Source organism: Polyangium sp. y55x31 (genome assembly GCF_029946505.1).
Taxonomy (GTDB): Bacteria; Myxococcota_A; Polyangia; order Polyangiales; family Polyangiaceae; genus Polyangium.
In genome coordinates this window covers 245264-268334 of sequence record NZ_JARZHG010000001.1, presented here as the reverse complement: position 1 = coordinate 268334, position 23071 = coordinate 245264, and the positions used below count along the sequence as shown (strand labels likewise).

14 protein-coding genes are annotated in these 23071 nt (G+C 68.8%); 4 read left to right on the top strand and 10 right to left on the bottom strand.

Annotation, left to right across the window (positions count from 1 at the left end; genetic code table 11):
- The first annotated feature begins 70 nt into the window (after positions 1–70).
- Positions 71–1462 carry an FAD-binding oxidoreductase gene (locus QHF84_RS00730; protein ID WP_281311172.1) on the top strand — a complete coding sequence of 464 codons (1392 nt, stop codon included), beginning with the start codon at positions 71–73 and terminating at the stop codon, positions 1460–1462.
- Here the strand turns inward: QHF84_RS00730 and serA are convergent.
- Positions 1459–2706 carry a phosphoglycerate dehydrogenase gene (gene serA / locus QHF84_RS00725; RefSeq protein ID WP_281311171.1) on the bottom strand — a complete coding sequence of 416 codons (1248 nt, stop codon included), beginning with the start codon at positions 2704–2706 and terminating at the stop codon, positions 1459–1461. The two genes, QHF84_RS00730 and serA, sit on opposite strands and share 4 nt — an antisense overlap.
- 151 nt (positions 2707–2857) lie before the next feature.
- Between serA and QHF84_RS00720 the strand changes: the two genes are divergently transcribed.
- Positions 2858–3487 (top strand): hypothetical protein, encoded by a 630-nt coding sequence (locus QHF84_RS00720; protein WP_281311170.1) that lies wholly within the window; start codon positions 2858–2860, stop codon positions 3485–3487.
- A 184-nt stretch (positions 3488–3671) separates the two neighbouring features.
- Here the strand turns inward: QHF84_RS00720 and QHF84_RS00715 are convergent, their stop codons facing one another.
- From QHF84_RS00715 to QHF84_RS00675, 9 genes are all read right to left on the bottom strand, one after another.
- Positions 3672–5675 carry an OmpA family protein gene (locus QHF84_RS00715; RefSeq protein WP_281311169.1) on the bottom strand — a complete coding sequence of 668 codons (2004 nt, stop codon included), beginning with the start codon at positions 5673–5675 and terminating at the stop codon, positions 3672–3674.
- The gene (traA, locus tag QHF84_RS00710; protein WP_281311168.1) at positions 5672–7720 is read right to left on the bottom strand and encodes an outer membrane exchange protein TraA family protein; all 2049 of its coding nucleotides are present in this window, start codon (positions 7718–7720) and stop codon (positions 5672–5674) included. Before traA ends, QHF84_RS00715 begins: the two co-directional genes overlap by 4 nt.
- A gap of 153 nt (positions 7721–7873) precedes the next feature.
- Positions 7874–9679 (bottom strand): acyl-CoA dehydrogenase, encoded by a 1806-nt coding sequence (locus tag QHF84_RS00705; RefSeq protein WP_281311167.1) that lies wholly within the window; start codon positions 9677–9679, stop codon positions 7874–7876.
- 33 nt (positions 9680–9712) lie between these two features.
- Positions 9713–10816: a terpene synthase family protein gene (locus QHF84_RS00700; protein ID WP_281311166.1), complete on the bottom strand. Its 1104-nt coding sequence runs from the start codon at positions 10814–10816 to the stop codon at positions 9713–9715.
- Between the two features lie 23 nt (positions 10817–10839).
- Positions 10840–11280 carry an STAS/SEC14 domain-containing protein gene (locus QHF84_RS00695; RefSeq protein WP_281311165.1) on the bottom strand — a complete coding sequence of 147 codons (441 nt, stop codon included), beginning with the start codon at positions 11278–11280 and terminating at the stop codon, positions 10840–10842.
- A gap of 344 nt (positions 11281–11624) precedes the next feature.
- Positions 11625–12125 (bottom strand): hypothetical protein, encoded by a 501-nt coding sequence (locus tag QHF84_RS00690; protein WP_281311164.1) that lies wholly within the window; start codon positions 12123–12125, stop codon positions 11625–11627.
- A gap of 48 nt (positions 12126–12173) precedes the next feature.
- Positions 12174–15977, bottom strand: a complete 3804-nt coding sequence (locus QHF84_RS00685; RefSeq protein WP_281311666.1) for a serine/threonine-protein kinase — start codon at positions 15975–15977, stop codon at positions 12174–12176.
- Positions 15978–16250: 273 nt separating this feature from the next.
- Positions 16251–16712 carry a hypothetical protein gene (locus QHF84_RS00680; RefSeq protein WP_281311163.1) on the bottom strand — a complete coding sequence of 154 codons (462 nt, stop codon included), beginning with the start codon at positions 16710–16712 and terminating at the stop codon, positions 16251–16253.
- A gap of 338 nt (positions 16713–17050) precedes the next feature.
- Positions 17051–17953, bottom strand: a complete 903-nt coding sequence (locus QHF84_RS00675; RefSeq protein WP_281311162.1) for a hypothetical protein — start codon at positions 17951–17953, stop codon at positions 17051–17053.
- Positions 17954–18328: 375 nt separating this feature from the next.
- Here QHF84_RS00675 and QHF84_RS00670 point away from each other — a divergent pair, with 375 nt between their 5' ends.
- Both QHF84_RS00670 and QHF84_RS00665 read left to right on the top strand, forming a co-directional pair.
- A complete protein-coding gene (locus QHF84_RS00670) occupies positions 18329–18811 on the top strand; it encodes a hypothetical protein (protein WP_281311161.1) in 483 nt (160 codons plus the stop codon).
- 160 nt (positions 18812–18971) lie between these two features.
- On the top strand, positions 18972–23063 hold the full coding sequence (locus QHF84_RS00665) for a DUF2339 domain-containing protein (RefSeq protein WP_281311160.1): 4092 nt from the start codon (positions 18972–18974) through the stop codon (positions 23061–23063).
- The last annotated feature ends 8 nt before the right edge of the window (positions 23064–23071 follow it).

Sequence of the window (23071 nt, the reverse complement as noted above, 5' to 3'; positions counted from 1 at the left end):
CCGTGGGGTCCGCCACGTCAAGCGGCGCTTGCCGGTTGCAGGGAGGACGCGAGCACTGTATCGACCGACCATGACCGCTCTGCCCGAAGGGTTTTTCGAAGCCGTCGCCCGCGATTTCCCTGCCGATTTCCTCTCGGTCGACCCTTCCGACCTGGCCACCTTCGGTCGCGACTGGACGAAGGTGCACGAGCCACGTCCCGCCGCCGTGGCGCTGCCTCGCACGACGGACGAGGTGTCGCGCCTGCTACAGCTTTGCACGGCGTTTCAAGTGCCGATCGTGCCCTCGGGCGGGCGAACGGGGCTCGCGGCGGGCGCGGTGGCGGCGAAGGGCGAGGTCGTGGTGTCGCTGTCGCGCATGCGGCGCATGAACGCGGTGGACGTGCTCGGCGCGACGGTACGCGTGCAAGCCGGCGCGGTGACGGAGGAGGTGCACCGGCACGTGGCCGAGCATGGCCTGACCTGGCCCGTGGATTTCGCGTCGAAGGGTTCGAGCCAGGTGGGCGGGAACATCGCGACGAACGCGGGCGGCGTGAAGGTGATCCGCTACGGTCTCACGCGGCAGTGGGTGCTCGGGCTCGAGGTGGTGCTCGCGAGCGGCGAGGTGCTCGAGCTCGGCGGCGCGCTGGAGAAGAACAACACGGGGATCGATCTGCGGCAGCTCTTCATCGGGAGCGAGGGGACGCTCGGGATCATCACGGAGGCGACGCTGAAGCTGACACGGCTGCCGGGCAAGCTCGACGTGCTCCTGTTCGCCGTGCCAAACCTCGCGGGCGTGCTCGCGCTCTTCAAGGAGGCGCGCACGGGTCCGTTCGTGATCACGGCATACGAGTTTTTCACGGAAAAATGCATGGCGCGGGTGCGGCGGCATCGGAGCGTGCGCGAGCCGCTCTCGGCGCCGAGCGATTATTACGTGCTGCTCGAAGTGGAGCGGGCCGAGCCGGAGGCGCTCGAAGCGTGGATCGGGTCGCTGTTCGAGCGGGGCGTGGTGACGGACGGGACGCTCGCGCAACACGCCGGCGAGGCGGCCGCGATCTGGGCGCTGCGCGAGGGGATCAGCGAGAGCCTGAGCGCGACGGGTATGCCCCACAAGAACGACATCGCGCTGCCAATCCAGGATCTCGAAGGGTTCTGCGCGGAGCTCGAGAGCGTGTTCGAGGCGCGTTATCCAGGCTGGGAGATCGCGCTCTTCGGGCACATCGGCGACGGCAACCTGCACGTGAACGTGATGAAGCCCGACGCGATGGAGAAAGCAGCGTTCCTCGCGCGCACGCACGAGGCCGATCACACGATGTTCGAGCTCGTCCGGAAATACCGAGGCTCCATCTCGGCGGAGCACGGGATCGGGCTCCTCAAGAAGGATTACCTAGGCTATTCGCGATCCGGGACCGAGATCGAGATCATGCGTGCGATCAAGCAGGCGCTCGATCCGCTGGGGATCATGAATCCGGGGAAGGTGTTTTAATAGACGACGCGCGTCCGGATGTTCGAGGGCAAGGCCTCGATCCGGCGGCTCACCTCGGCGGAGACGTCCTGCTCGAGGTCCATGATGAGGTAACCAATCGCGCCTTCGGTCGCCAGGAACTGGCTGTCGATGTTCGCGTTGAGATCGGCGACGACGCGGTTCACGTCGCGGAGCACGCCGGGCTCGTTCCTGTGCACGTTCAGGATGCGGTGCGTGCCCTTCACCGGCGGGAGCTCGACCTGCGGGAAGTTCACCGAGCCCGTCGTCGCCCCCATCGCCGCGAACTTGCCGAGCACCGCCGCGACCTCGCGCCCGATGGCCTCCTGCGCCTCCTCCGTCGAGCCGCCGATGTGCGGCGTGAGCAGGACGTTCGAAAGGCCCTGGAGATCGGTCTTGAACTGATCCGTGTTCGACTCGGGCTCCTCGGGATAGACGTCGATCGCCGCGCCCGCGAGGTGCCCGCTCTTGAGCGCCGCGACGAGCGCCGGGATGTCCACCACGGTGCCGCGGCTCGCGTTGAGGAGATAACTGCCCTTGCGCATTTTCGCGAGCTCGGCCGCGCCGATCATGTTGCGCGTCTCCGGGGTCTCGGGGACGTGCAACGAAACGAAGTCGGACTCGGCGAGCAGGGCCGCGAGCGAGGGGACCGAGCGGTTGTTGCCCATCGGCAGGCGCGCGGCGATGTCGTGGTAGAGCACGCGCATGCCGACGGCCTCCGCGAGCACGCCGAGCTGACGGCCGATGTGCCCGTAGCCGATGATGCCGAGGACCTTGCCGCGGACCTCGTAGCAATGGGCAGCGACCTTCTTCCACACGCCGGCGTGGACCTCGCGCGAGCGATCGCCGAGCTGGCGGGCGAGGAGGATGATCTCGCCGATCATGAGCTCGGCGACGCTGCGCGTGTTGCTGAACGGCGCGTTGAAGACCGGGACGCCGCGGGCGTTGGCGGCGACGAGGTCGACCTGGTTCGTGCCGATACAGAAGCAACCGATGGAGAGCAGGTCGCGCGCGTTCTCGACGACGCGGGCCGTGACCCGGGTCTTGCTGCGGATGCCGAGGAGCTGCACGCCCGGCAGGGCCGCGATGAGCTCGTCCTCCTTGAGCGCGCTGCTCTTCCGGGTGATGGCGTAGCTGCGCCCTTCGCGGAAGGCGTTGAAGGTCTCCGTGGCGCTCGGGTGGATGTTCTCGAGCAGGAGGACCTGGATCGTGTCGCGGGAGAGCTCGGCCGGAGCAGGCATGGTCATGGCGCGTCCTCGTTCGGGGCGCCTTCTCTACCCCATGGGCGGGCGCAGGCCAGCCGGAAAACCGTCCGACCCCGGACGGACGTTCACGCGGTGTCTTTTGCCTCGACGCGACGTTTGCAAGACGCGCGTAGAAACTGGTAAGAAAATAGCCATGCAACGTGTCGTTCTCTTCTCGGCCGCGACGGCCGCGATCTTTGTCGCCTGCGCGGCTCCTCCGCGTTTCCAGGACATGCGCACGCCGTCCGGCGAGTTCTGCACGGACATGCCCATCTTCGCGGGCAAGACCCAGCCCGACAGGGAGTTCCACCGCCTGGAGCCGGTGCAGAGCGAGCCCGGAGCGCGCACCGAGCCCGAGCGCCTGCGGTCGCTCCGCAAAGCCGCGTGCATGGCGGGCGGAGACGCCGTGATCGAGGCGATCGAGGAGGAGATTCGCCTGCCCGACGCCTCGTACGGCAAGGTGGCTACGGGGACGGCGATCGTCTGGATCCGGCGTGAAGGCATCTCGTCGAAGCCGCTCGATCTCGGCGCCCATTCCGAGGTGGACAAGGGCGCCGAGCCGGTGCCGGCGGCGGATCCGAACCCGCCCAAGGAGGCGACGCCGCTGAACACCTCGGTCGAGGTCAAGTCGCCGCCGCCGCAGCCGACCGCGGCCGCGACCACGGCGCCCACGCCCACGGCCGCCACGACGACGACGCCCACGCCGACGCCCACGACGTCGTCGACGGGCTCGACGTCGACGACGAAGACGAAGACCACGACGAAGACCACGACGAAGAAGTAGCCCGCCAGAAGGCGTTTCGAGACGAGGTCGCGCGCGAGTCCTCCCGAGGGAGGGTCGCCCGTGGCCTCGTTTCGTTTGTGCACCAAAGAAAATCGCGACGCCCGCGTGGACGCGGCGCGCGATGCGTGAGGATGTGGGGGAGGGCGCGGGCCTCGCTCCATTCGTCGGAGCGAGGCCTCGGGGATCAGCGCGGCGCCGCGGGCTTCGCGGGTGCAGGCGCGGCACCGGGCTTCGGCGCGGCAGGCGCAGGCGCGGCACCAGGCTTCGGCGCGGCAGGCGCAGCGCCGGGCTTCTGCGTGGTGGGCGCAGGCGCAGCGCCGGGCTTCTGCGTGGTGGGCGCGGCGCCGGGCTTGGGTTTGTCCTTGCCGTCGGCCGGTTTGTCCGCGGGCTTGTCCTTGCCGTCGGCCGGTTTGTCCGCGCCTTCCTCCTTCGGCGCCTCGGGCTGCAGTTGCTCGCCGGAGCGCGGGAGGGTGCTGCTCGGCAGGGTCGGGTCCTTCTTGTCGAGCACGCCGCTCCCCTTCGGCAGCAGGCCCTCGTTCGGCAAGGTGCTTCCGCCGTTCAGCACGCCGCTCCCGTTGATCACGCCCTCGCCGTCGAGCGTGCCGCCCGGCGAGAGGATCGTGTCGCCGCCGCCGACGGCCTTCCCAGGCGCGTGGCCCTGGCCCTTGATGCGGAAGACGACGCGGCGGTTCTTCGCGGTCATGAACTTGCAGTCTTCCGAGAGCTCCTCGTCCTTCTGGATGCACTGCGAGTCGTCGTAGATGGGTTTGGAGTGACCGTACCCCTTCGCCGTGACGCGCGAGGGATCGATCCCCTTCTGGATCATGTACGCCCGGACGCTCTCGACACGGCGCTGCGAAAGGTTGTGGTTGTACACATCGCCCGCGCGCACGTCCGTGTGGCCCTCGATCTCGACCGAGCGGATCTCGGGGTTGTCCATGAGGACCGTGACGACCGCGTCGAGCACCTTCTTCGAATCGTCGAGGATGATGTCCTTGTCCGTCGCGAAGTGGACCTGATCGAGGATGACGATCTCGTCGTCCTTGACGTACGCGCCCGGACAACCGCCGCGGCCGCCCGCGAGCATCGGGCACTTGTCGTCACGATCGGGGACGCCGTCCTTGTCGGAGTCGGAGTCGGGGCAGCCCATGTTCTGCGGGACGCCCGGCAGCTCGGGGCAATGATCCGCGTCGCCGATGAGGCCGTCGTGATCGGGATCCTCGCTGTCGACCTGCTTCAGGCGATCGATCTCCTGCTGCTCGCGCGACTTCGAAGGCTGCCACGTGAGGCCCGCGAACGCGCGGAAGACGGGCGCGCCGAACCCGCAGTTCGCGCCGAACGTGCCGCCGACCGTGAGCCCGAAACCGCTCGCCCACTGCCAGCGCATCGCCATGAGCGCCTCGGCCGGGACCTGCGAAGGGCTGTCGGGGAACTTCACCATCGAGACGCTGCCGTACACGCCGCCGAGCACGGACCAACCCCAGCGCTGCACGACGTACATCTCCGCGCCGATGCCGAAGTTCGCCATGTCGCCGACCTTCGTCCCGGCAAACTGTCGATCGGGCCGGAACCAGACGCCGCCGTTTGCCGTGACGAGCAGGCCGAAGTTGAAGCGGTAATCCGCGACGAGGCCCATGCCGCCGGAGACGGCGCCGTCGCCCGCGAACGCGTTCTGATCACCCGTGGGCAGGTTCAAGTTGCCCGTGAGCGCCATGCCGAAGCCCTCTTTGATCTGGGCTTTGCGGTTCAGATACGGGATCGCAATCTTGGTGTTGAAACGAAGATCGCCGAGCGCGTTTGGCGCGATCTCACCCTCGGTGCCGAGGGGCCTCAAGTTGTCGGACATCTGCCAGGCGACGAACGGCATCGCCATCGTGATGTCGAAGACGTCGAAGAAGCCGATGCCCGCGAGGCCCGTGACCTGCAGGCGCGCGCCGACGGCGCGGATCTCCTGGCCCGTCGTGATCGCCGCGACGGCGAGCGGATCGAGGCCGATGTCCGTGTAGATGCCGAACGTCGGCGAGAGATGGCCGACGACCTCGGACTTCTGGATCATCACGAGATCACGCGGGGCCGCGGACGGGCGGAAGGTCTGCGCGTCGAAGCGGCCTTCTTCGGCGGCTTCCGCGGCCAGGGGCGCCGCGGCGAGCGTCGCGAGCGAGAGCAAGAACGAGATTGATCGCTTCACGGCTCACCTCGGAGGGTTGAACGGAGGCGGCGGCGGCCGAGCAGGCCAAGGACGGAGAGGACGAGCAATGCGGCTCCGGGCGCGCCGCCTCCATGTCGACCGGGCCTCGCAGAGCATATCGTGGCCAGCGTGCCACCGCAATCGACGCCGTCGGGCATGGGGCCGAGCGCGCACTCCTTCGCGGTCTCGGCCTCGTTCCAGCGGCAGTGATCGCTTCCGAGGCAGTCGACATTGGTCTTGCACGAGGGCGTGCAGGTGTTCGTGGAGAGGTTGCAGGTGCCGCCGCAGGGGCAGTGCGAATCTGCGTAACACGCGACGCAGGTATTGCCGTCGCAATGCGGCGTCTCGGCGCCGCAGGTGACCATGCAGCCCGTGTTGAGCGTGCAGGTGTGGGTGGCCGTGTCGCAGGTGGAGCCGTCGCCGCATTGCGAGTCGTCGGCGCAGCGCACGCACGCCGCGACGGCCGCGTTCTGGCCGTAGCAGAAGGGCGTGTCGCCGCCGCAGCTATCGCAGCGCATGCCGCAACGTTTGTCGCGGGTGCAGGGGGTGCAGGTGCCGCTCAGGCAGAAGGCGCCCTCGCCGCAATCCATATCGTGGCGGCATTCGGCGCACGCGGTGCCGACGGGCCCGGGCAGGCAGAACGGATAACGGGGCTGGCTCGTGCCGTTGACGACGATGGTCTCGAGCGCGGTGCAGTTGATGCAGCCGTCGCCGCAGCACGTCGGCGAGTTGTTCTCGGGGAGCGTGCCCTGGCAGCGGCCGACGGAGAGGTTGCAGATGCCGCCGCCGCAGTCGGCGTCGGTGGTGCACTCGACGCAGCTCGGGTTGCCGTTCGGCTCGAGCGGGGCGCACTTCATCTGCTGCCCGTTCGCGCCGTCCGGACAGCAGTTGCAGGAGGCGCCGGCGCACTCGGCGCTCGTCGAGCACGGCTCACACTTGTGCTCGACGCACGCTTCGCCCTTGGGGCAGTCGGACGCGCTGTTGCACTCGTCACAGGTCTTCGTGTCGGGGTTGCAGACGAAGCCGCCCGTGCAGTCCTCGTCGGTCTTGCAGGCGCCGCACTGGACGTTGCCGTTGATGTTCACGCAGAACGGCGTGTCGAAGGCGCACTTCACGCAGCTCGGACCGCAGAGCTCGTCGGTGTCGCAGGGGGCGCAGACCGCGGCGTCGTTGCAGTAGTACCCCCCGCCGCAGCCGCTGTTGCCCGTCTGGTTGACGAACTCGCGCTTGCACTGTTTGCACTCGCCGAGGTTCGGGTACGCGGGCGTCCCGCTGCGCGTCTGGAAAAACATTGTCTCGGGGAAGAGCTGGAAGCCCACTTCGTTGAGATGCACGATCGGCGCGATGTTCGCTTCGCGCTCGAAGTCCGCGAAGTCCCCGACGAAGTACGACATCTCGAGCGCGGCGTGCTCGGTGAGCTGGATGTAGGCGATCTCGATCGGGTAGAGGCCGGCCTTCTGGAAGGTGACCTGGTCGGTGAGGCGCCAGGTCGCCGCGCCGAACTCGGGGGGCCGGAATGCAGCGACGTGGGGGGTGGCGGTCTTGTCGTAGATCGTCACGCTCACGGCGTCGTCTGCGTAAAGACCCAAGTGAATGGGCTGATTCACGAAATCCGGCGTGACGTTCAAGTAGCCACGCATGCGGCTGCCGAACCTCGTCGACGGGTCGTTGACGAAGAAATCGCACCCGCCCGTCTTGCAGCCCTGATCGAGCGCGGCGTCGATGAAGTCGCCGTAACTCAGCGTTTCGTTGCTGGCGTTGTTGTTGGACAGGTCGAGCCGCGTGCGGATCGTGGCCTCGACGCGGTCTGCAACATGGGCCTCGATGAACGAATTGACCGCGCCCGAGAAGTTGTCCGGAGCGTTCAGGCCGAAGTCACCTTGTGGGTTCGTGGAGATCGCCGAGGCCGCACAGAGGCCCGTGCCGAGGCCGGGGAGCGGATCGTCCACGCCCTCCGGGATCGTGATGGGTTCGGCGCTCGCGACCCGAGGAGCCATCGCGGCGAGGAGGGCGACTGAAGCAAGGAGGATTCGTCTGAGTTCCATGGCACCGTCGGCCTTCGCGCCGCACTCCGCGGCACTGCCGCGGACACTACCATGGACTGCGTGAGCCGTACAAGATCGCAGGCTTACCGCGCGGCCCGAGGAAGGCCGCGTGGGACGCCGGATCGTGAACCGTCGACGTCGGATCCGTGCGCGTCAGAACCACTCCGGTCGTACGCGATCGTAAGAATCTTCGCCGGAGCGACAAAGCTGGGCGAGGTAGCCGACGCGCGGGAGCTCGGTGCGAATCCAGTACTGGGCCGCCGAGGTGATGCCCTCGTAGAAATCGTGATCCTGCGGGCGATCCGCGCGGTTTTTTTGCGCGGCCGCCGCGAGGCGCAGCCACGTCCAGCCGATGACCATGGTGGACGCGAGGTCGAGGTAATCGGCGCTGTGCAGGAGCATGCCTCGGACGTCGCCCTGCGCGCCGAGGGAGCCGAGGTGGAGCGTGATCTGCCGCATGGCCATCGCCGCGCCCTCGACGCGCTGGACGAGATCCGGGTTCACGCCCGCGTCCCGGGCTCCGTCGCAGGTGGCCGCGATCTCCTCGAGCAGCGCGCCGAACGCCGCGCCGCCCGCGGCCGGGACCTTGCGGCCGAGCAGGTCGAGCGACTGGATGCCCGTCGTGCCCTCGTGGATGCTGTTGAGCTTCTGATCGCGCAGCCACGCCTCGGGCAGATACTCGCTCGTGTAGCCGTAGCCGCCGAGGACCTGCACGGCGAGCGTGTTCGACTCGAATCCACGCTCGGCCGGGAAGCTCTTCGCGATGGGCGTGAGCAGGTCGAGGAGCATCGCGGCACGCGCGCGGGAGGCTTCTTCCCGAGCGTGTTCTGCGAGGTCGGAGAGGCGCGCCGCGAGGCCGAGGAGCGCGAGGCTGCCCCACGTGATGGCCTTCTGGCGGAGGAGCATGCGGCGGACGTCGGCGTGCTCGATGATGGGGATCTGCGGGGCGCGCGGGTCCTTGTCGCCGAGCCTCCGGCCCTGGGGCCGGGTCTTGGCGTATTCGAGCGACTCGTGGAACGCGACCGAGGCCGTGGCGGCGCCATTCATACCGATCATGAGCCGGGCCTCGTTCATCATCTGGAACATGTACGAAATGCCGCGGTGAGGCTCGCCGACGAGATATCCGTGGCAATCGCCCGCCTCGCCGAAATTGAGGGCGAGGCTCGGCAGGCCGCGCCAGCCGATCTTGTGGATCACGCCCGCGACCTCGACGTCGTTCGGGACGAGTCCGCCCCGCTCGGGGCGGTTTTTGGGGATCGCAAAGAGGCTGATGCCTTTGATGCCGGGCGGCGCGCCGTCGATGCGGGCGAGCGTCAAGTGGACGATGTTCTCGGTGAGGTCGTGATCGCCGCCCGAGATGAAGATCTTCGAGCCCTTGACGAGGTAATGGCCTTCGGCCGTGGGCGTGGCGCGCGTCTCGACGTCGCTCAGGCTGCTGCCGGCCTGGGGCTCCGTGAGGGCCATCGTGCCGGTCCATTCGCCGCGATAGAGCGGGCCCATGAAGCGCTCCTTGAGCTCGTCCGAGCCGAAGGACTCGAGCAGCCGCGCGGCGCCCGTGGTGAGGCCGAGATAGCCGTACGCCGACAGGTTCGCCGCCATGAGATAACTCGTGGCGAGCGAGGCGACGGTGAGCGGGAGCCTCTGCCCGTACGCCTCGGGCGGGCGCGTGGCCGAGAGGACGCCGAGCTCGACGAGGCGCGGATAGATGTCGTGCATGGCGCGGTGAACCCGCACGCGGCCGTTTTCGAGGCGCGGCGGGGCCTCGTCCATGGGCTTGTAGGCCGGGAAGAGCAGCTCGCGCGCGAGCCTTCGCGCCGTGCCGAGGTAGATGCCCACGGTCTCGCGCGTGTGCTCGGCGAAATCCGGCAGGGCGAGCAGGCCTTCGAGGTCGAGCACCTCGAAGAGCAGGAAGTCGATGAATCGATCGCTGACGAGGGGGTTCGTGGGGGCCGAGGGCATCGCGGCGCACGTGATGCCAGCGGCGAAGAGGCGTCAAGGGTGCGGAGCGTAGGCGGACGCGGTCGCCGCCGCGGCGCGCGGAGCGAGCGACGTGGGCACGATGAACGAGGGATCGATCGGCGTGCCATTCACGAGCATCTTGAACGCGGCGTAACGCGGAGCGCGCGACTCCCAGAGGGTGAAGCCGAGGGAGGCGTGCCGGAGATCCTGCACCCACGTCGCGATGTGCGCGTCCCAGTCCGCGCCGAAGCTCGGGAGCGAGCGGGCGAGGCGGTCGAACTCGGCGATGGCGTCGTCGTGATCGCGGATGATGCGGCGCACGGCCTCCATCATGGAGAGCCCATGCTCGTCGCGGAGCGCGAGGATGACGTTGACGTAGCCCGAAGCCCAGTCCTTGCCGAGGCTCCAGATGTCGTTGCCGAGGCCGACGATCTTGCCGGAGAGGGTCTTCAAGGCGATCGCCGTCTCGTGCGCGTGGAAGTCGGGCGGGAGCTCGACGCCGCGGGCGTATTCGAGGAGATACCCCGTCGCGGCCATTCCGATGGTGTCGATGCGCGAGCGCAGGGCCTCTTCGTACGAGACGCGGGCGAGCCCCGCGCGGCGCTGCTTCGAGGTGCGCGCCTCTTTCAGCGCGGCCGTGCTCCAGGTGTCCATGGCCTCGCAAAGGGTCGCCATCCAGCCGGGGCTCATCGTCAGGGCGAGCTCGCGGAGCAGGGCCGACCACGTGGCGCCGAAGAGCGTGGTGACGCCCGAGGCGCTCGGCTCGAGGATCGCCGGGCCGCAGAACGGGAAGGTGCGCTCGCGGCCCTCGACGTCGACGTCGTCCCAGAGCAGCCAGAGCGAGAGGTATTTGGCGAGGAGCAAGAGCTCGCGCGGCTCCGCGAGCGGAAACGGCATGCCCGCGTAATCGGCCGGCGCGAAGGTGCGGACGATCCAGATCGAGCGCTCGCCGAAGCCGAGCTCGCGGAACCAGGCGAGCGTCTCTTCCTCGATCCGCGCCGCGTGCACGTTCACGAGCGGATCCGGCCACCAGTGGCGCGGGATCCCGAGCGCGAGGTCCGGCGCGCGTGGCGCCGTGATCTCTCTGGCAGGACAAACCGTGATGATCTCGTCGGTCCGTTCCGTGGCTGCAAGCATGACCGCTCCCCCCCGAAAAACGCTCAAGCGCTGCGCTGCATCGTCTCTCTTCGCCTGACCTCGGCGAGCCAGGCGCGCGCGTCCGTTTCGCGATCGAAGAACTTGATCTGCCCGCGCAGATCCACGTGGAGCAATCGAATCGCCTTCGTGATCATCGAAACGACCACGCGGAGGTGGAAATCGGCGCCGAACACGGCGGTGGCGCGCGGGTTCAGGAGCAGCATGCCGAAGGCGGCGTGGCGCCGGACGCGCTCCGACACCTGTCCCGTACGAGACAGATCCACGAGCAAATCGACGGATCTGCGATGCCGCGTCGTCTCCTCGAGCACCGCGTTCATCCGCGCGACGACGTCCGCGTCGAGGTCCCCGACATAGGTCACGAAGCACGTGTCCGGCGGCTCGAAGCACATCCGGCTCGAACCAACATCGTATCGAATCCCTTGTTCCTGCGTGGCTTGAAGCACGTGAGAGCCTTTCGACAACCAGGCAAAGCGTCTAGGTCGCCTACCTCCGCGGTGCACGCGTCATGCCGCGCACCATGGTCGATCAGAACACCAGGGAATCAAAAGACGGACGGGAATTTCAGCGGAAGGCGATGGCCGCCCGTGCATGCATTGCATGCGCGCAGGTTTCCGCCGCTCCCGATGGGTACGGCATGCACACCCCGTTCAGCCCCGACGTCCCGGAGAGTTGGGCATTTTCGAGCATTTCGGGTTCGTCCCCGAGGACCGACGTCCCGGGTGGAGGGCATTGCGAGGTGTAGCGGAGACGCCTCCGCGAATTCACCAATCGGATGGCGGTGCGACGTTCAGAACGTCCACTGGAGCGCGCCGCCGCGCGGAGAGATGAAGACCTTCGGGCGCGCCCACGACGGTTCGTCCGCGACCTGTCGACCCCCGACCGCGGCGATCGGGATGCCGATCAACATGCCGATGCCGCCGCCGATGAGCAGGCCGAGCGAGGCCGAACGTTTTTCTTCGGCGGGGCAGTTTTCGCATTCGGTCTCCGGGAGATCCGCCCGAATCACGAGGCCCGTGACGACGCCGAGCGCGCCCACGCCGGCAAGCGTCAGCCCGACGTAAAACGCCGCCGGGCTCGCCATTTTCGTCGCACCTGCGGGCAGCTCCGGCTGTTCGACCGTGTAGGTCGTGGGCCCTGGGCGCGGCGGCGGCGGCGCGGGTGGCGGTGGTGGGAGGTCTTCGGCTTTGTCGGTGGGCACCCAGCCCGGTGGTTCGTCGGCGTGCGCGGACGGCGAGGCGAGGGAGACGAGGGCAAAAGCTAGGAGAAGCAGAGACGTATTTCGGCGCATGCCACGAGCGTACCGGGCGCCTGTGCGGAGGCAATGCGAGGGCCGTTTCTAGGCGCCGCACCACGCCTTCCAGAGGTCGAGGAGCCGCGCATGGAGGGGGACAGCCTCGAGGAAGGTGCGGGCGTAGGACGGGTCCGGGATGCGCGCAGCGCGGGCGAGGAGCTCGGCGCGGGCCGCCTCGATCACGGCGCGGGCCTCACCGTGCTCGCCGACGGCCCAGAGCGCCTCGGCGTGCGTGAGCAGGATGCGCGCGTGGGCGCTCGTGTGTTTCATCCCGACCTCGGCCGATTTCGCGAGCGCATTACGGCTGAGCTCGATCGCGCGCTCGGGGCGGCCCTCGGCGAGCGTGAGCGCGGCGTGGCCCGCGAGTGACCAGATCTGCCCGAGCGGGAGGATCTCGACGAGGGGCGCGACGGCCGTGAGCAGGCGCCGGACCGCGTCGAGGTCGCCGCGGCGCAGGTGCGCTTCGAGGACGAAGTACTGCACGCTCACGCTGATCACGCCCTCGCTGTGGGCGGCGGCCGCGTCCGCGACGGTCGTGCCGAGCGTGATGGCCTCTTCGAGCTCTCCGCGTTCGAGGAAGAGCGCGGCGCGGAAGCATCCGGCGAGCAGCGCGGAGACGCTGTCGGCCGGCGCGGCCGCGAGCGCGAGATCGAACTCGCGTTCGGCCTCGTCGTACGCGCCGAGCAGGACGAGGTCGAGGCCGACGTGGGCGCGGAGCAGCGGCAAGAAGCGGCGATCGTCGGACACCATGAAGTTCGCGATGGCCTCGCGCTCGATGCCGAGCGCGGTATACGGATCCTGCTCGGCAACCCTGTGCCAGTAGCCGCGGGCATACCCGAAGCGGCCTGCGACGGACGGATCGCGGGCGAGGAAGGGGCCGAAGACCTGCTCCATGCGGAGCAAGAACCGCTCGGCCATCGCGCGCTCGCCCATGACGAGCTGCGAGATGACCGCGGAGCTGTAGGCGAACGAGAGCATGGGGACGGCGTCCTCGGTGGGTTCGATGCGATAGAGCTCGTCCATGAGCGAGGCGACGGTGTCCTTCTTGCGCAGGAGCAAGGCGCTGCCCAGGGCGGCCCCGAGCGCGCGGGCGTAGTCCTTGCTGCCCGGCCTCGCGCTCTCGAGCGCCTCCATGGCCGCCTCGTAGGCCGTCGCGGAGGAGCTCGTCCAGTTGAGCGCATCGGCGCGGATCGCGCGGAGCTGGGCCACGACATCCGCGCGTGGGCTCGCCACGAGGCCACGCTCCGTGAAGCTCACGGCCGCGGAAAAATCCCCAGCCGACAGCGCGAGCTCGGCCGCGGCCGCGAAGTACTCGGCCGAGCGCTCCATGTCGCCGGAGCTTTCGAAGTGATCGGCGAGGATCGTCGGGTCCGTCTCGCCCGACGCGAGCAGCCACTCGGCCGCGAGCGCGTGCCCACGGCGGCGATCACGCTCGGTGAGCATCGCGTACGATCCCTCGCGCACGAGCGCGTGGCGGAAGGCGTACTCTTCCTCGCCGAGGAAGCGGCTCTCGCGGCGGCGCACGATGAGCTCGCGCTCGCAGAGGCGATCGAGCAGACCGACGCGGCCGTTCGGCAAGGACGCGTCGCCGATGAGCGCAGCGACGCCGCCCCACCAGAACGACTGGCCGAAGACGCTGGCGGCGCGGAGGACACGCCGCGCCTCGGGTTCGAGCGACATGAGGCGCGCCTCGACCATGCCGAGCACGGTCTCGGGCAGATCGCTGCCGCGGCCCTCGGCCACGGCGCGGATGAGCTCTTCGAGGTAGAAGGCGTTGCCGGAGGCGCGATCGACGAGGCGCTGGATCTCCTCCTCGGAGATGATCTCCCCCAGGAAATGCCGGACGAGCCGCTCGGCCGCGCGGCGCCCGAGCTCGCCGAGGCGCACTTCGAGTAGCTCCCTGTCGGCCCAGATCTTCGGGAAGAGATCGTGCAGCTCCGGCCGGGCGAGCGCGAGCACGGCGAAGCGGCCCTCGCCCTGCATCGCGAGCGCCGCGTCGACGAGCTTGATCGAGGCGCGATCGCCCCAGTGCAGATCCTCGAGGACGACCACGAACGGGCGCACGACCGAGAGCGCCTCCACGAAGTCGAGCCACGCCTCGCGGATGCGATCGGCCATGAGCGTGGCGTTCTGGCGCGCAGCGCGGAGATCGGGGCGCTCGTCGCTGGCAGGAGCGCCGACCATCTCGCCGAGGAACGCCGTGACGCGCGGGAGATCATCGCCCGCGAGGTACGTCGCGACCAGCGCCTCGAGCTTGTGTCTGCGCGAAGCGGCGGGCTCGCCGATGCCGATCTGCGCCATCGTGCGGATCGCGGAGCCGAGGATGGAGAAGGCCGAGCCCGCGCCGATCGGATCGCCGCGGCCGATCGCGACCGCTGGCTCCACGGCGCCGCGGCGAAGCTGCTCGACGAGCTCGTGCCGCAGGCGCGACTTGCCCATGCCAGGGAGGCCGAGCACGAGGGCGACACGCGGCTTGCCTTCATCGAGGCCCTCTTCGAGGAAGTCGCGCACGCTGCGGAGCTCGCGCTCGCGGCCGAGGTACGGGCTCGGCTTGCCGAGCAGCGTACGCGTCCCCGAGCCGACCTCGCGCTCGCCGCGCAGGAAGATGCCGTCCGCGCCCGCGCTCACGTCGAAGCGCACATCGAGCAGGGCCTGCGTCGAGGCGTCGATCCGCACAGCGCCGGCCTCTTCGCCGAGGTCGAGCAGCGCAGCAGCGCGCTTCGAAACCGAACCGAGCGCGAGCCCTTGCGAGCTCTCCTCGCGCCCAGTGACGAGCACGATGCGGGCCTCGGGGGCGAGGGCGCGCAAGCGCAGCGCAGCGCGGGCCGCGCGGGCAGCTTGATCGGTGGGGTTGCCGCGACCGACGAGGCCGATGAGCAGCGCGCCACCCTCGATCTCCTCGACACGCGCGCCGAGCGGCGCAATCTCCTGCTCGATGGCCGCGATGCGCTCGCGCGGCAAAAACCGCGACGGCGCCTCCTTGCCATCGGGCAACGAAGGCGGCAGCGCAGCGACGATGCTGAGGAGCTGTCGTTCGCTGTCGGTGATGACTTCCGCCGAGGTCGCATGGACCTGCGTCGCGTTGCCCTCCATGGGCCCGAGCGAGAGCAGCGCGCGCGCAACGGCACCTGCATCGGCAGGCCGGCTCTGCACATCCTTCGCGAGCATCCGAGCCACGAGGTCATCGAGAGCCTCGGGCACATCGGGGCGGAGGTCCCGCACGCGCGGAGCCTCGGCGAGAAGCAAGCTCGCGAGGATCGCGAACGCATGCTCACCATCGAACGCAGGCTGCCCCGTGAGGCATTCGAAGAGCACGGCACCGAGGGAAAACACATCCGCGCGCGCATCGACGCCAGCCTTGTCGGCGCGCGCCTGCTCAGGCGCCATGTACCCCGGCGTTCCCACGATGGTACCGGTGAGCGTCAAACGTCCCCGCCCCCGATCCCGCGCAACCCCGAAATCCAGCACCTTCACGCGATCAATCTCGCCGCGCTCGAGGAAGAGGTTGCTCGGCTTGATGTCACGGTGAACGACGCCACGCGCATGAGCCGTGGCAAGAGCATCGGCAACCCGCACCGCAAGGGTGATGCATTCCTCGAGGCGCAGGCCCTTGCGGCCAAGGCGCGCAGCAAGGCTCTCGCCTTCGAGCCACTCCATGGCAAGCCAAGGGGTACCCGTCGGAGCAACGCCATGATCGACGTAACGCACGATGTGCGGGTGACCAAGGGTCTCGAGCACACGCGCTTCCTGCGCAAGCCGCTCAGCGTTCGAGAGCTCCGACGCGCGGAGGAGCTTCAAGGCAACGACATCCCCCGTCTGGAGATCCTCGGCGCGATACACTTCCCCCATGCCGCCCACGCCGGCCAGGCGCTCGACACGGAAGCGCTCACCGATGATGTCTCCAGGGCGCATGCGCGAACAGGGATTCTGACCCGGGAGGAGCCGGGATCCAAGCGGCGCCATGTTAGGCGCCTGTGAAGGTGACCGAGGACGCGGAGCGCCGGGGCGTAGCGCCGGGGTTTCACCCCGGACCCCGACCAGGGGTTGTCCACCCCTGGACCCGGACCAGCGCAAGCGCTGGACTCGGGGTGCATCGACCGCGATGCGGTCGATGCAGAGGGATCAGGGGGTCTTTTTGCGCGGTCCGATCGCCATGAAGTCGACCACGGATTGAAGCTCGGCCGCGAGGTCGGGGATTCGTTCGCCCATGGAAGAGAGCACGCCGTAGTAGGCGAGGAACGCCTCCCACGCCTCCGAGCCGGCCTGCAAGCCCGTGTCCTCGGCAAGCTGCAGCGCCACGCGGACCTCCTCCTCGATGGGCTGGAGTTGCTTCGCGAGAGCAAGGTCGTTCTCGAGCCCCGCAAGCGGGATGGTCTTCAGCGAGACATTGTACTTCTTCGCCAGATCGATCACCCGCTGGATGTGCGGCTCCGCGCCCCTGCGCTGCCGCAGCACACGCTTGCGCTCGTCGACGGTGAGCGAGATCCCGTGCGCCCGGAGCTTCTCCACGATCGCCTTCAGTTGCGAGAGCAACAAGGCATGCTCCTGAGGCGTCAAGAGCGAGTCGCCGACTTTGTTGTCCATGCTCGAACATTCCTCACTTTCGGGAGGCAGGTTACTCATCCTCGACAGGCGTTGCGAGACCGTCGTAAGGGGGATGGTTCGCACCACGAGAGCGAAGGATCGGCTGATGGATGGCGGAGGATCGGCTGATGGATGGCGGATGATCGGCTGATCGGCGGTGGATGATCGGCCGTTGGGTGGCGGATGATCGGCTGATGGGTGGCGGAGGATCGGCCACCCGGTTGGAAAGCATCAGCCACCGAGGTGTCGAGGATCGGCGACGGCGAGGCGGATGATCGGCCAGCGTATGGCCAAATGTCGCGGAAGCGAAAGCGGAGACGCAGCCGGAGGTCCGGCGCCTACCGGCGCCCGCGCCGCCACCGTCCCCGGGCGAGCAAGCCCATCATCACCACCCCGATGATCGCGCTCCCGCCCTCGCCGCTTCCGGTGGGCGACGCACTGCAACCACCAACGTCACTCGATGGCGGCGCACAACCCACGGGAATCTTGCCGGCGGGCGACCAACCATAGGGCCATTCCGAGGGCACGAACGAGACGTCGAGATCCTCCGCCAGCGTCTCCCCGGAAGCGAATACGAGGCCCTGCTTCAGTCGGACGTGAACCGCCTGCGTCATGGCGGGCTGCGAGGCGAGGGGTTTGTAGGTGATCGAGACCCCGGTTCCGTCGTGCTCTGCAGTGCCGATGCCCGCGAGATCGAACCCATCGATCGTGACGGAGAACAAGGACGAGCCATCGCCCAGATCACCCGGGTTCATCACGGGCTCGGAGAGGTACACCTTCAGGGCGACCAGTCTCTCAGGCTCGCTCACGATCTCGACCTCGGCCACGCTCGGATTTACAGCCGTCGAGAAGGTGATCCGGTTCGGCGGCCGAACACAATGGACCGTCTCGTCGAATGCAGAGACCGTGAACGTGCGGTCCGCGGCGAGGGGCGCCTTCGGGGTGAGCGTGAAATCGGACCCGGATTGCGTGGGTGTCACGACGAAATCGACAGGGATCGCGGCGCCGGTGTCATCGGTGAAGCTGGGCTTCTGCGGCGGGTTGCACGTCGAGAACCCGGTGATCACGACGTCCGCGGGCGTCGCCGTCTGCCCGTTCCGAGGGTTCGTGAGGAACGTTTGGCACGTAAACGGCGCGTCCGACGCAGGGGCGCTCGTGCTGGTCGCGAGGACGGCGGCGCTGGTCATGAGCGAGAGCAGCGTGACGGTCACGGGAGTTTGCCAGTGGACTCCGGGGCGCATGTTCACCTCGATAAAGCCAGTGTTGAAGCAAGGATCCACGCAGAAGCGTGAGCCTGGCAGTCTGTGCCCGCCGCTGGTCGAAGGTATACGGGAAGCACGAATTTCACGATCCGTGATCCTCCGGTTCCCGGGCGCATCGTGAGCCCCTCATTCGTTTCCCTGTCGCCCGACCGATCAACGAGCGATTCGGCACTCCATGCAAGCACTGGTCGAATCATCGCGGTCAGCGCTCCAGCCGGTGGTCGGTTCATCGTAGATTCGTCGCTGAACCATCACCCCATAGCGAAAAATTGACATCTACCGCGAGGCATGAAACGGGAGTGCCACGCTGGCGACCTGTGCATGACAGCGACCGCCGAGCATCGAGGGCCGAACATGACGACGAACAAAGAAAAAGGCTATCTGTGGCTGTTCAAGGACAAGGCCAACTTCACCACACTTCCAACGGATGAAACGTTCGAGGGCTACATGAAGGCGGTCCTCATTTGTGCCAATGGGGACGGCAAATTGACGCCCGAAGAGAGGGACTGGGCGGTCGGCCACTCTGCTGCTTTTGGTGCATCGGACTCGTTGTTGGACAAGCTTTTATCCTACAAGGCCGACGAAGATATCGAGCAAGTCATCTCCATGACGCCGGCGTCGAGTGCCTCACGGCGTTTTCTGGTGTACGACGCGATTCGAGCTTGCAGCGCCGATGGCCAATACAGTGACCGAGAGAGGGCCACGGTGATCCGAATGGCAGCGAAGCTCGGGCTGTCGGAAGAGCTGGTCAGGCAGATCGAGGAAGTTTGCCTCGAAGAAGCCCGACTGCGCGAGAAACGACTGAGCTTGGTGTATCCGGAAGGCGCACCGCTCTAGGTCGACGGCGGCCGTCCATCCGCGGGTTGACAGGCTCCGGCACGTGGGGCAGTAGCCACCGCGAGTCCGACCCTGCGAACGAGTAATTCTTCCTGCCGCTGCTGGCACACCCGTCCCGATCCGCGCTCCGGTGCGCGCGAGCCCGTGGTAGTGCAAATGCATGGAGGCGCTCCTCGTCCTGCTTGGCCTGGGCCTCGTGGGGTTGTTCCTGGCCACGCCGATCGTCGCGGTGATCGTGGCGCTCCAGGCGAGGAGCCGAGCGAGGGAGCTCGAAGAACGGCTCAACGCGCAGGAGCTGCGGATCGCAGAGCTTTCGAGGCATCTCGCGCGGGTGGAGCGTATGGAGCCCGCGCCCGCGCCCGCACCCGCTTCCGTACCCGCTCCCGCGCCCGCTGCCGCCTCCGCTCCCGCCGCCGCGCCCGCTGCCGCTGCCGCCTCCGCTGCCGCTCCCGCCTCCGCCGCCGCGCCTGCTTCCACTCCCGCTCCCGCCTCCGCACCCCCCACGGAGCCCGCCCCCTCCCTCGAAGAACAACTCGGCCTCACATGGCTCACGCGCATCGGCGCGGCGGCCTTCCTCCTCGGCGCCCTGTTCTTCTTCAAGTACGCCGTCGACAACGCCTGGATCGGCCCTACCGGCCGCGTCGCCCTCGGCGCTGCCTTCGGCGTCGTCCTCCTCGCCTCCGCGGAGCTCTTGCGGCCGAAGACCCGCCCGAGCTTCGTGCATGCCCTCTCCGGCATCGGCCTCGCCACGCTCGTCGCCTCGCTCTGGGCGAGCGTCGCCCTTTACCAGCTCGCTCCCCCGACCACAGCCTTCGTCGCCGTGGCCCTCGTGCTCGCGCTCGGCGCCGGCCTCTCGCTTCGCCACCGCGCCGAGTCGCTCCTCGTCCTCGTCCTCGTCGCCGGCCTCGCGAACCCCGTCGTCCTCTCGACCGGACAGGACCGACCCGCCGCGCTTTTCGGCTACCTGCTCCTCCTCGGCTCCATGGCCCTCGGCGTCGCGCTGCGCGCCGGCTTCCGCCTCGTCCCCGCGCTCGTCGTGCCGGGATCGGCCGCGCTTTTCCTCGGCTGGTATGCGAAGTACTTCGACATCCACGGGCAAGCGCCCGCGTGGAGCGACGTGCCGCCGGAAGCGCGCCTCGGGCCTTATCACAGCCTGACCGCGCGTCTCGCGCCGCTGCTTTTCGTCGGACTCGCTTCCGCGCAGTGGTCGGCCGTCGCGCTCTACCTCGACCGCCGCACCCCGCGAAAGCTCGATGCCAAGCTCTTCGCGCTCGCCGCGCTCACGCTCTCGCACGCGGGGGCGGCGATGTTGCTCCACGACCACGTGTGGGTGCTCTCGGTCCTCGCGATCGGACTCGGAATCGCGGCGATCGCGCTCCTCGGCGCGCTCCGCGCGACCGAGCTGCTCGCCGTGCCCATGGCCGCGGCGTTCGTGGTCTTGCTCGTCGTGAGCCATGATGTCCCCGCGGATCAAAGGCTCTGGCTCGTCACACTCTTCGGCGGGTGGACGGCCGTGTACGTCGCGGGCTTCGTGCACGAAGTCCTCCGCCGTGATCCCCTCCCGGCCGGCGCGGCCATCGCGGGCAGCGTCGCGGCCGGGCTTTTCGTCGTGCTCGCCGCCGTGCAGCTTTTGCCCGAGAAGCCCGCGATCCTCGTCGTGCTCGCCTCGATCGGGAGCGCCGCCGCCGTCGCGCTCGCGCTGAAGGCTCGCCTCGGCGCGCTGCACCTCGCCGCCGTGGGCGCCGCGTCGCTCGTGGTCGCGATCGCCGCAGGGTGCGTGCGAGAGGCGTTGCCGGCGCTTCCCTGGTCTCCCGCGTTCCTCGGCGCGCTCGTGGTCTTCGGGATCGTGCACCTCGTGGCCGTCGGGGTTGCGGTGCTCCGTGCCGCTGCGCCTATAGGCTGGAGCTCCGTCCTTGCGGGGTCACTTGCCACGCTCGCATCCGTCGCGGCCGCGCTCGCGTCGACGAGCGACGAGGTGCCGACGCTCCGCGCGCTGATCACGGCGGCCGCGGGTGCCGCGGATCTCGCGCTCGCCGCGGCCATCGTACGCTGGAGGCCCGAGGCGAGCGCGCGCCTGTCCGTGCTCGCGGGGCTCGCGCTCGGCCTCTTCGCGGCGGCGCTCGCGTTCGGGCTCGAGGGCGCCACGATCACCGTGCTCTGGGCCGCGCTCGCCTGCGTCGCAGCAGCGATCGCGGCGCGCTCGCGGGAGTGGGGGTGGCTCGTGGTCACGTCGCTCTTGTTCGCCGCGACCTTCGTTCGCCTCGTCGTTCTCGATGTGTGGGGCACGCACGCGCTCGTCGAGCAGTTCCTCGCGACGCAGGGCAGGGAAGGGGTGCTCTCCGTGCCCTTGCTCCGGAGCCCGCGCGCCACGGGCCTCGCGGGCATGAGCATCTCGCTGCTCGTCGCGGCGTACCTGCTCGCCGCAGGGGCGAAGCGCGCAGAAGCAGCAAAGGACGAGGCGCGGACGTGGCTCGACCTCGCCTCGGGGATCGCCGCGATCGGCGGCCATGCGCTCTGGATCACGCTCGCCGTGCTCGAAGTCCGCTCGGCCGTGACCACGCTCCCCGCGCCTCCGCCCGTGCCGCTCGACGCGCCCGAGTGGGCGGCTTTTTCCGCGCGCCTCACGGCCCTCTTGGAGTCCCAGCAGGGCAGGCTCGCCATGACGACAACGCTCGTGCTCTCGGTCGCGGCCGCGGCGCTGCTCGCGCTCGGCTTTGCGGCCCGGAGCGCGCTTCATCGATACCTGGGGCTCGCCTTGTTTTTCCTCGCCGTCGCCAAGCTCGCGGTCTGGGACGTGTGGAGCGTCGAGCGCATCTACCAGATCCTCCTGCTCACCGGCGTCGGCGCGCTCCTCGTCGGCGGAGGTTTTCTTTATGCGCGGTTCAGCGATCGCCTCCTCGCGCTGATGCGCACGGGTGGATCCGCGTTCGTGATCTTGCTCGTCGCCTCACGCGCGGACGCGCAGGAGCTCGCGCCGCGGCTCCTCCCGGTCGGCAAGTACGCGTCGATGCGTGTCGTGACGGGCATCGACGCCGCCGGGGATCATCGGTTCGCCGTGGACGACGCGCTCTACCGGGCGAGCACGTCCGCCGAGCTCTTCGCGGATGTGCGGATCGCAGACGAAGCCGGTCGCGAAGTGCCGCGGATCGTGCGGGAAGTCGCGGCCCATCGCCTCACGCCGGACGTGCGTGGTGAGCTCCTGGATCCCGCGTGGCTCGGGAGCGGCGCGGCGGTGGCGACGTTCCGGCTGCCCGCGTCGACGTTGCATTGTCGGCTCGTGCTCGACGTCACCGGCGAGACGTTTCTCCGGCGCGTACGCATCGAGACGGGCGACAGCCGCGAGGCGCTCGGCGTCGTCGCGGAGGGGCCGTTCGTGTACCGGATCCGGCACGAGCGCGGCACGGTCGAGCACCTGGAAGTCCCGTACCCGAAGTCCGAAGCGCAGCTCGTGCGCGTGACGCTCCTGCCCTCGGACGCGGCCGAGGCCGGTGGGCGGATCTCGATCACGGGAGGCGTGTTCCGCTGCCCCGCCCCGAACGACGGCGCGAATGCGTTTTCCGAGGCGCCGCTCGGCATCGAGGAGATCCGGCGCGACGAGGCGGAGCGGTCCACGGTCGTCACGCTCGACGCAGGCGCGGAGGGGCTGCCGATCCAGGCGATCACGCTCGACGTGGGGACGAGCGAGCTCCGCCGGCGCGTGGACGTCACGGCGACGAGCTTCCGCGAGGTCTGGCCGGCCGTGGGCGGCGGCGTGCTTTATCGGATCACGCCGCGGCCGGGCGTGGTGCTGGAATCGATGCGGCTGCCGATCGAGGAGACCCGCAAGCGATATTTCCGGCTCGTGATCCACGACGAGGACTCGCCGCCGCTCGTGATCCGCGGCGCGCGTGGAGAAGTGCGCGCCCGCGAGATCGTCTTTCGCGCGGCGACGCCCGGCGAGCACCGGCTTTATGTCGGCGATCGGACCGCCGCCGCGCCGTATTACGATCTCGCCGCGATCCTGGACCGCGCCGATCGCGCTGAAGCCCCGCGGGAAGCGAAGATGGGGCCTGTCCTGCCAAACCCTCGTTTTGGAGAAGCGGACCGCGCGGCGCCGCTGCCGTTCACGGAGCGGCACCGGGCGGCGCTCGGCGTGGGCCTCGCGGTCGTGCTGCTCGCGCTTTCGCTCTGGGCGATCCGGCTGCTCCGCCACGCGGGCGCCGCGGACGAGGGCAAACCGGCTGATTCCAGCACGCCCCCGCCTCCTCCGTGATATCTTCG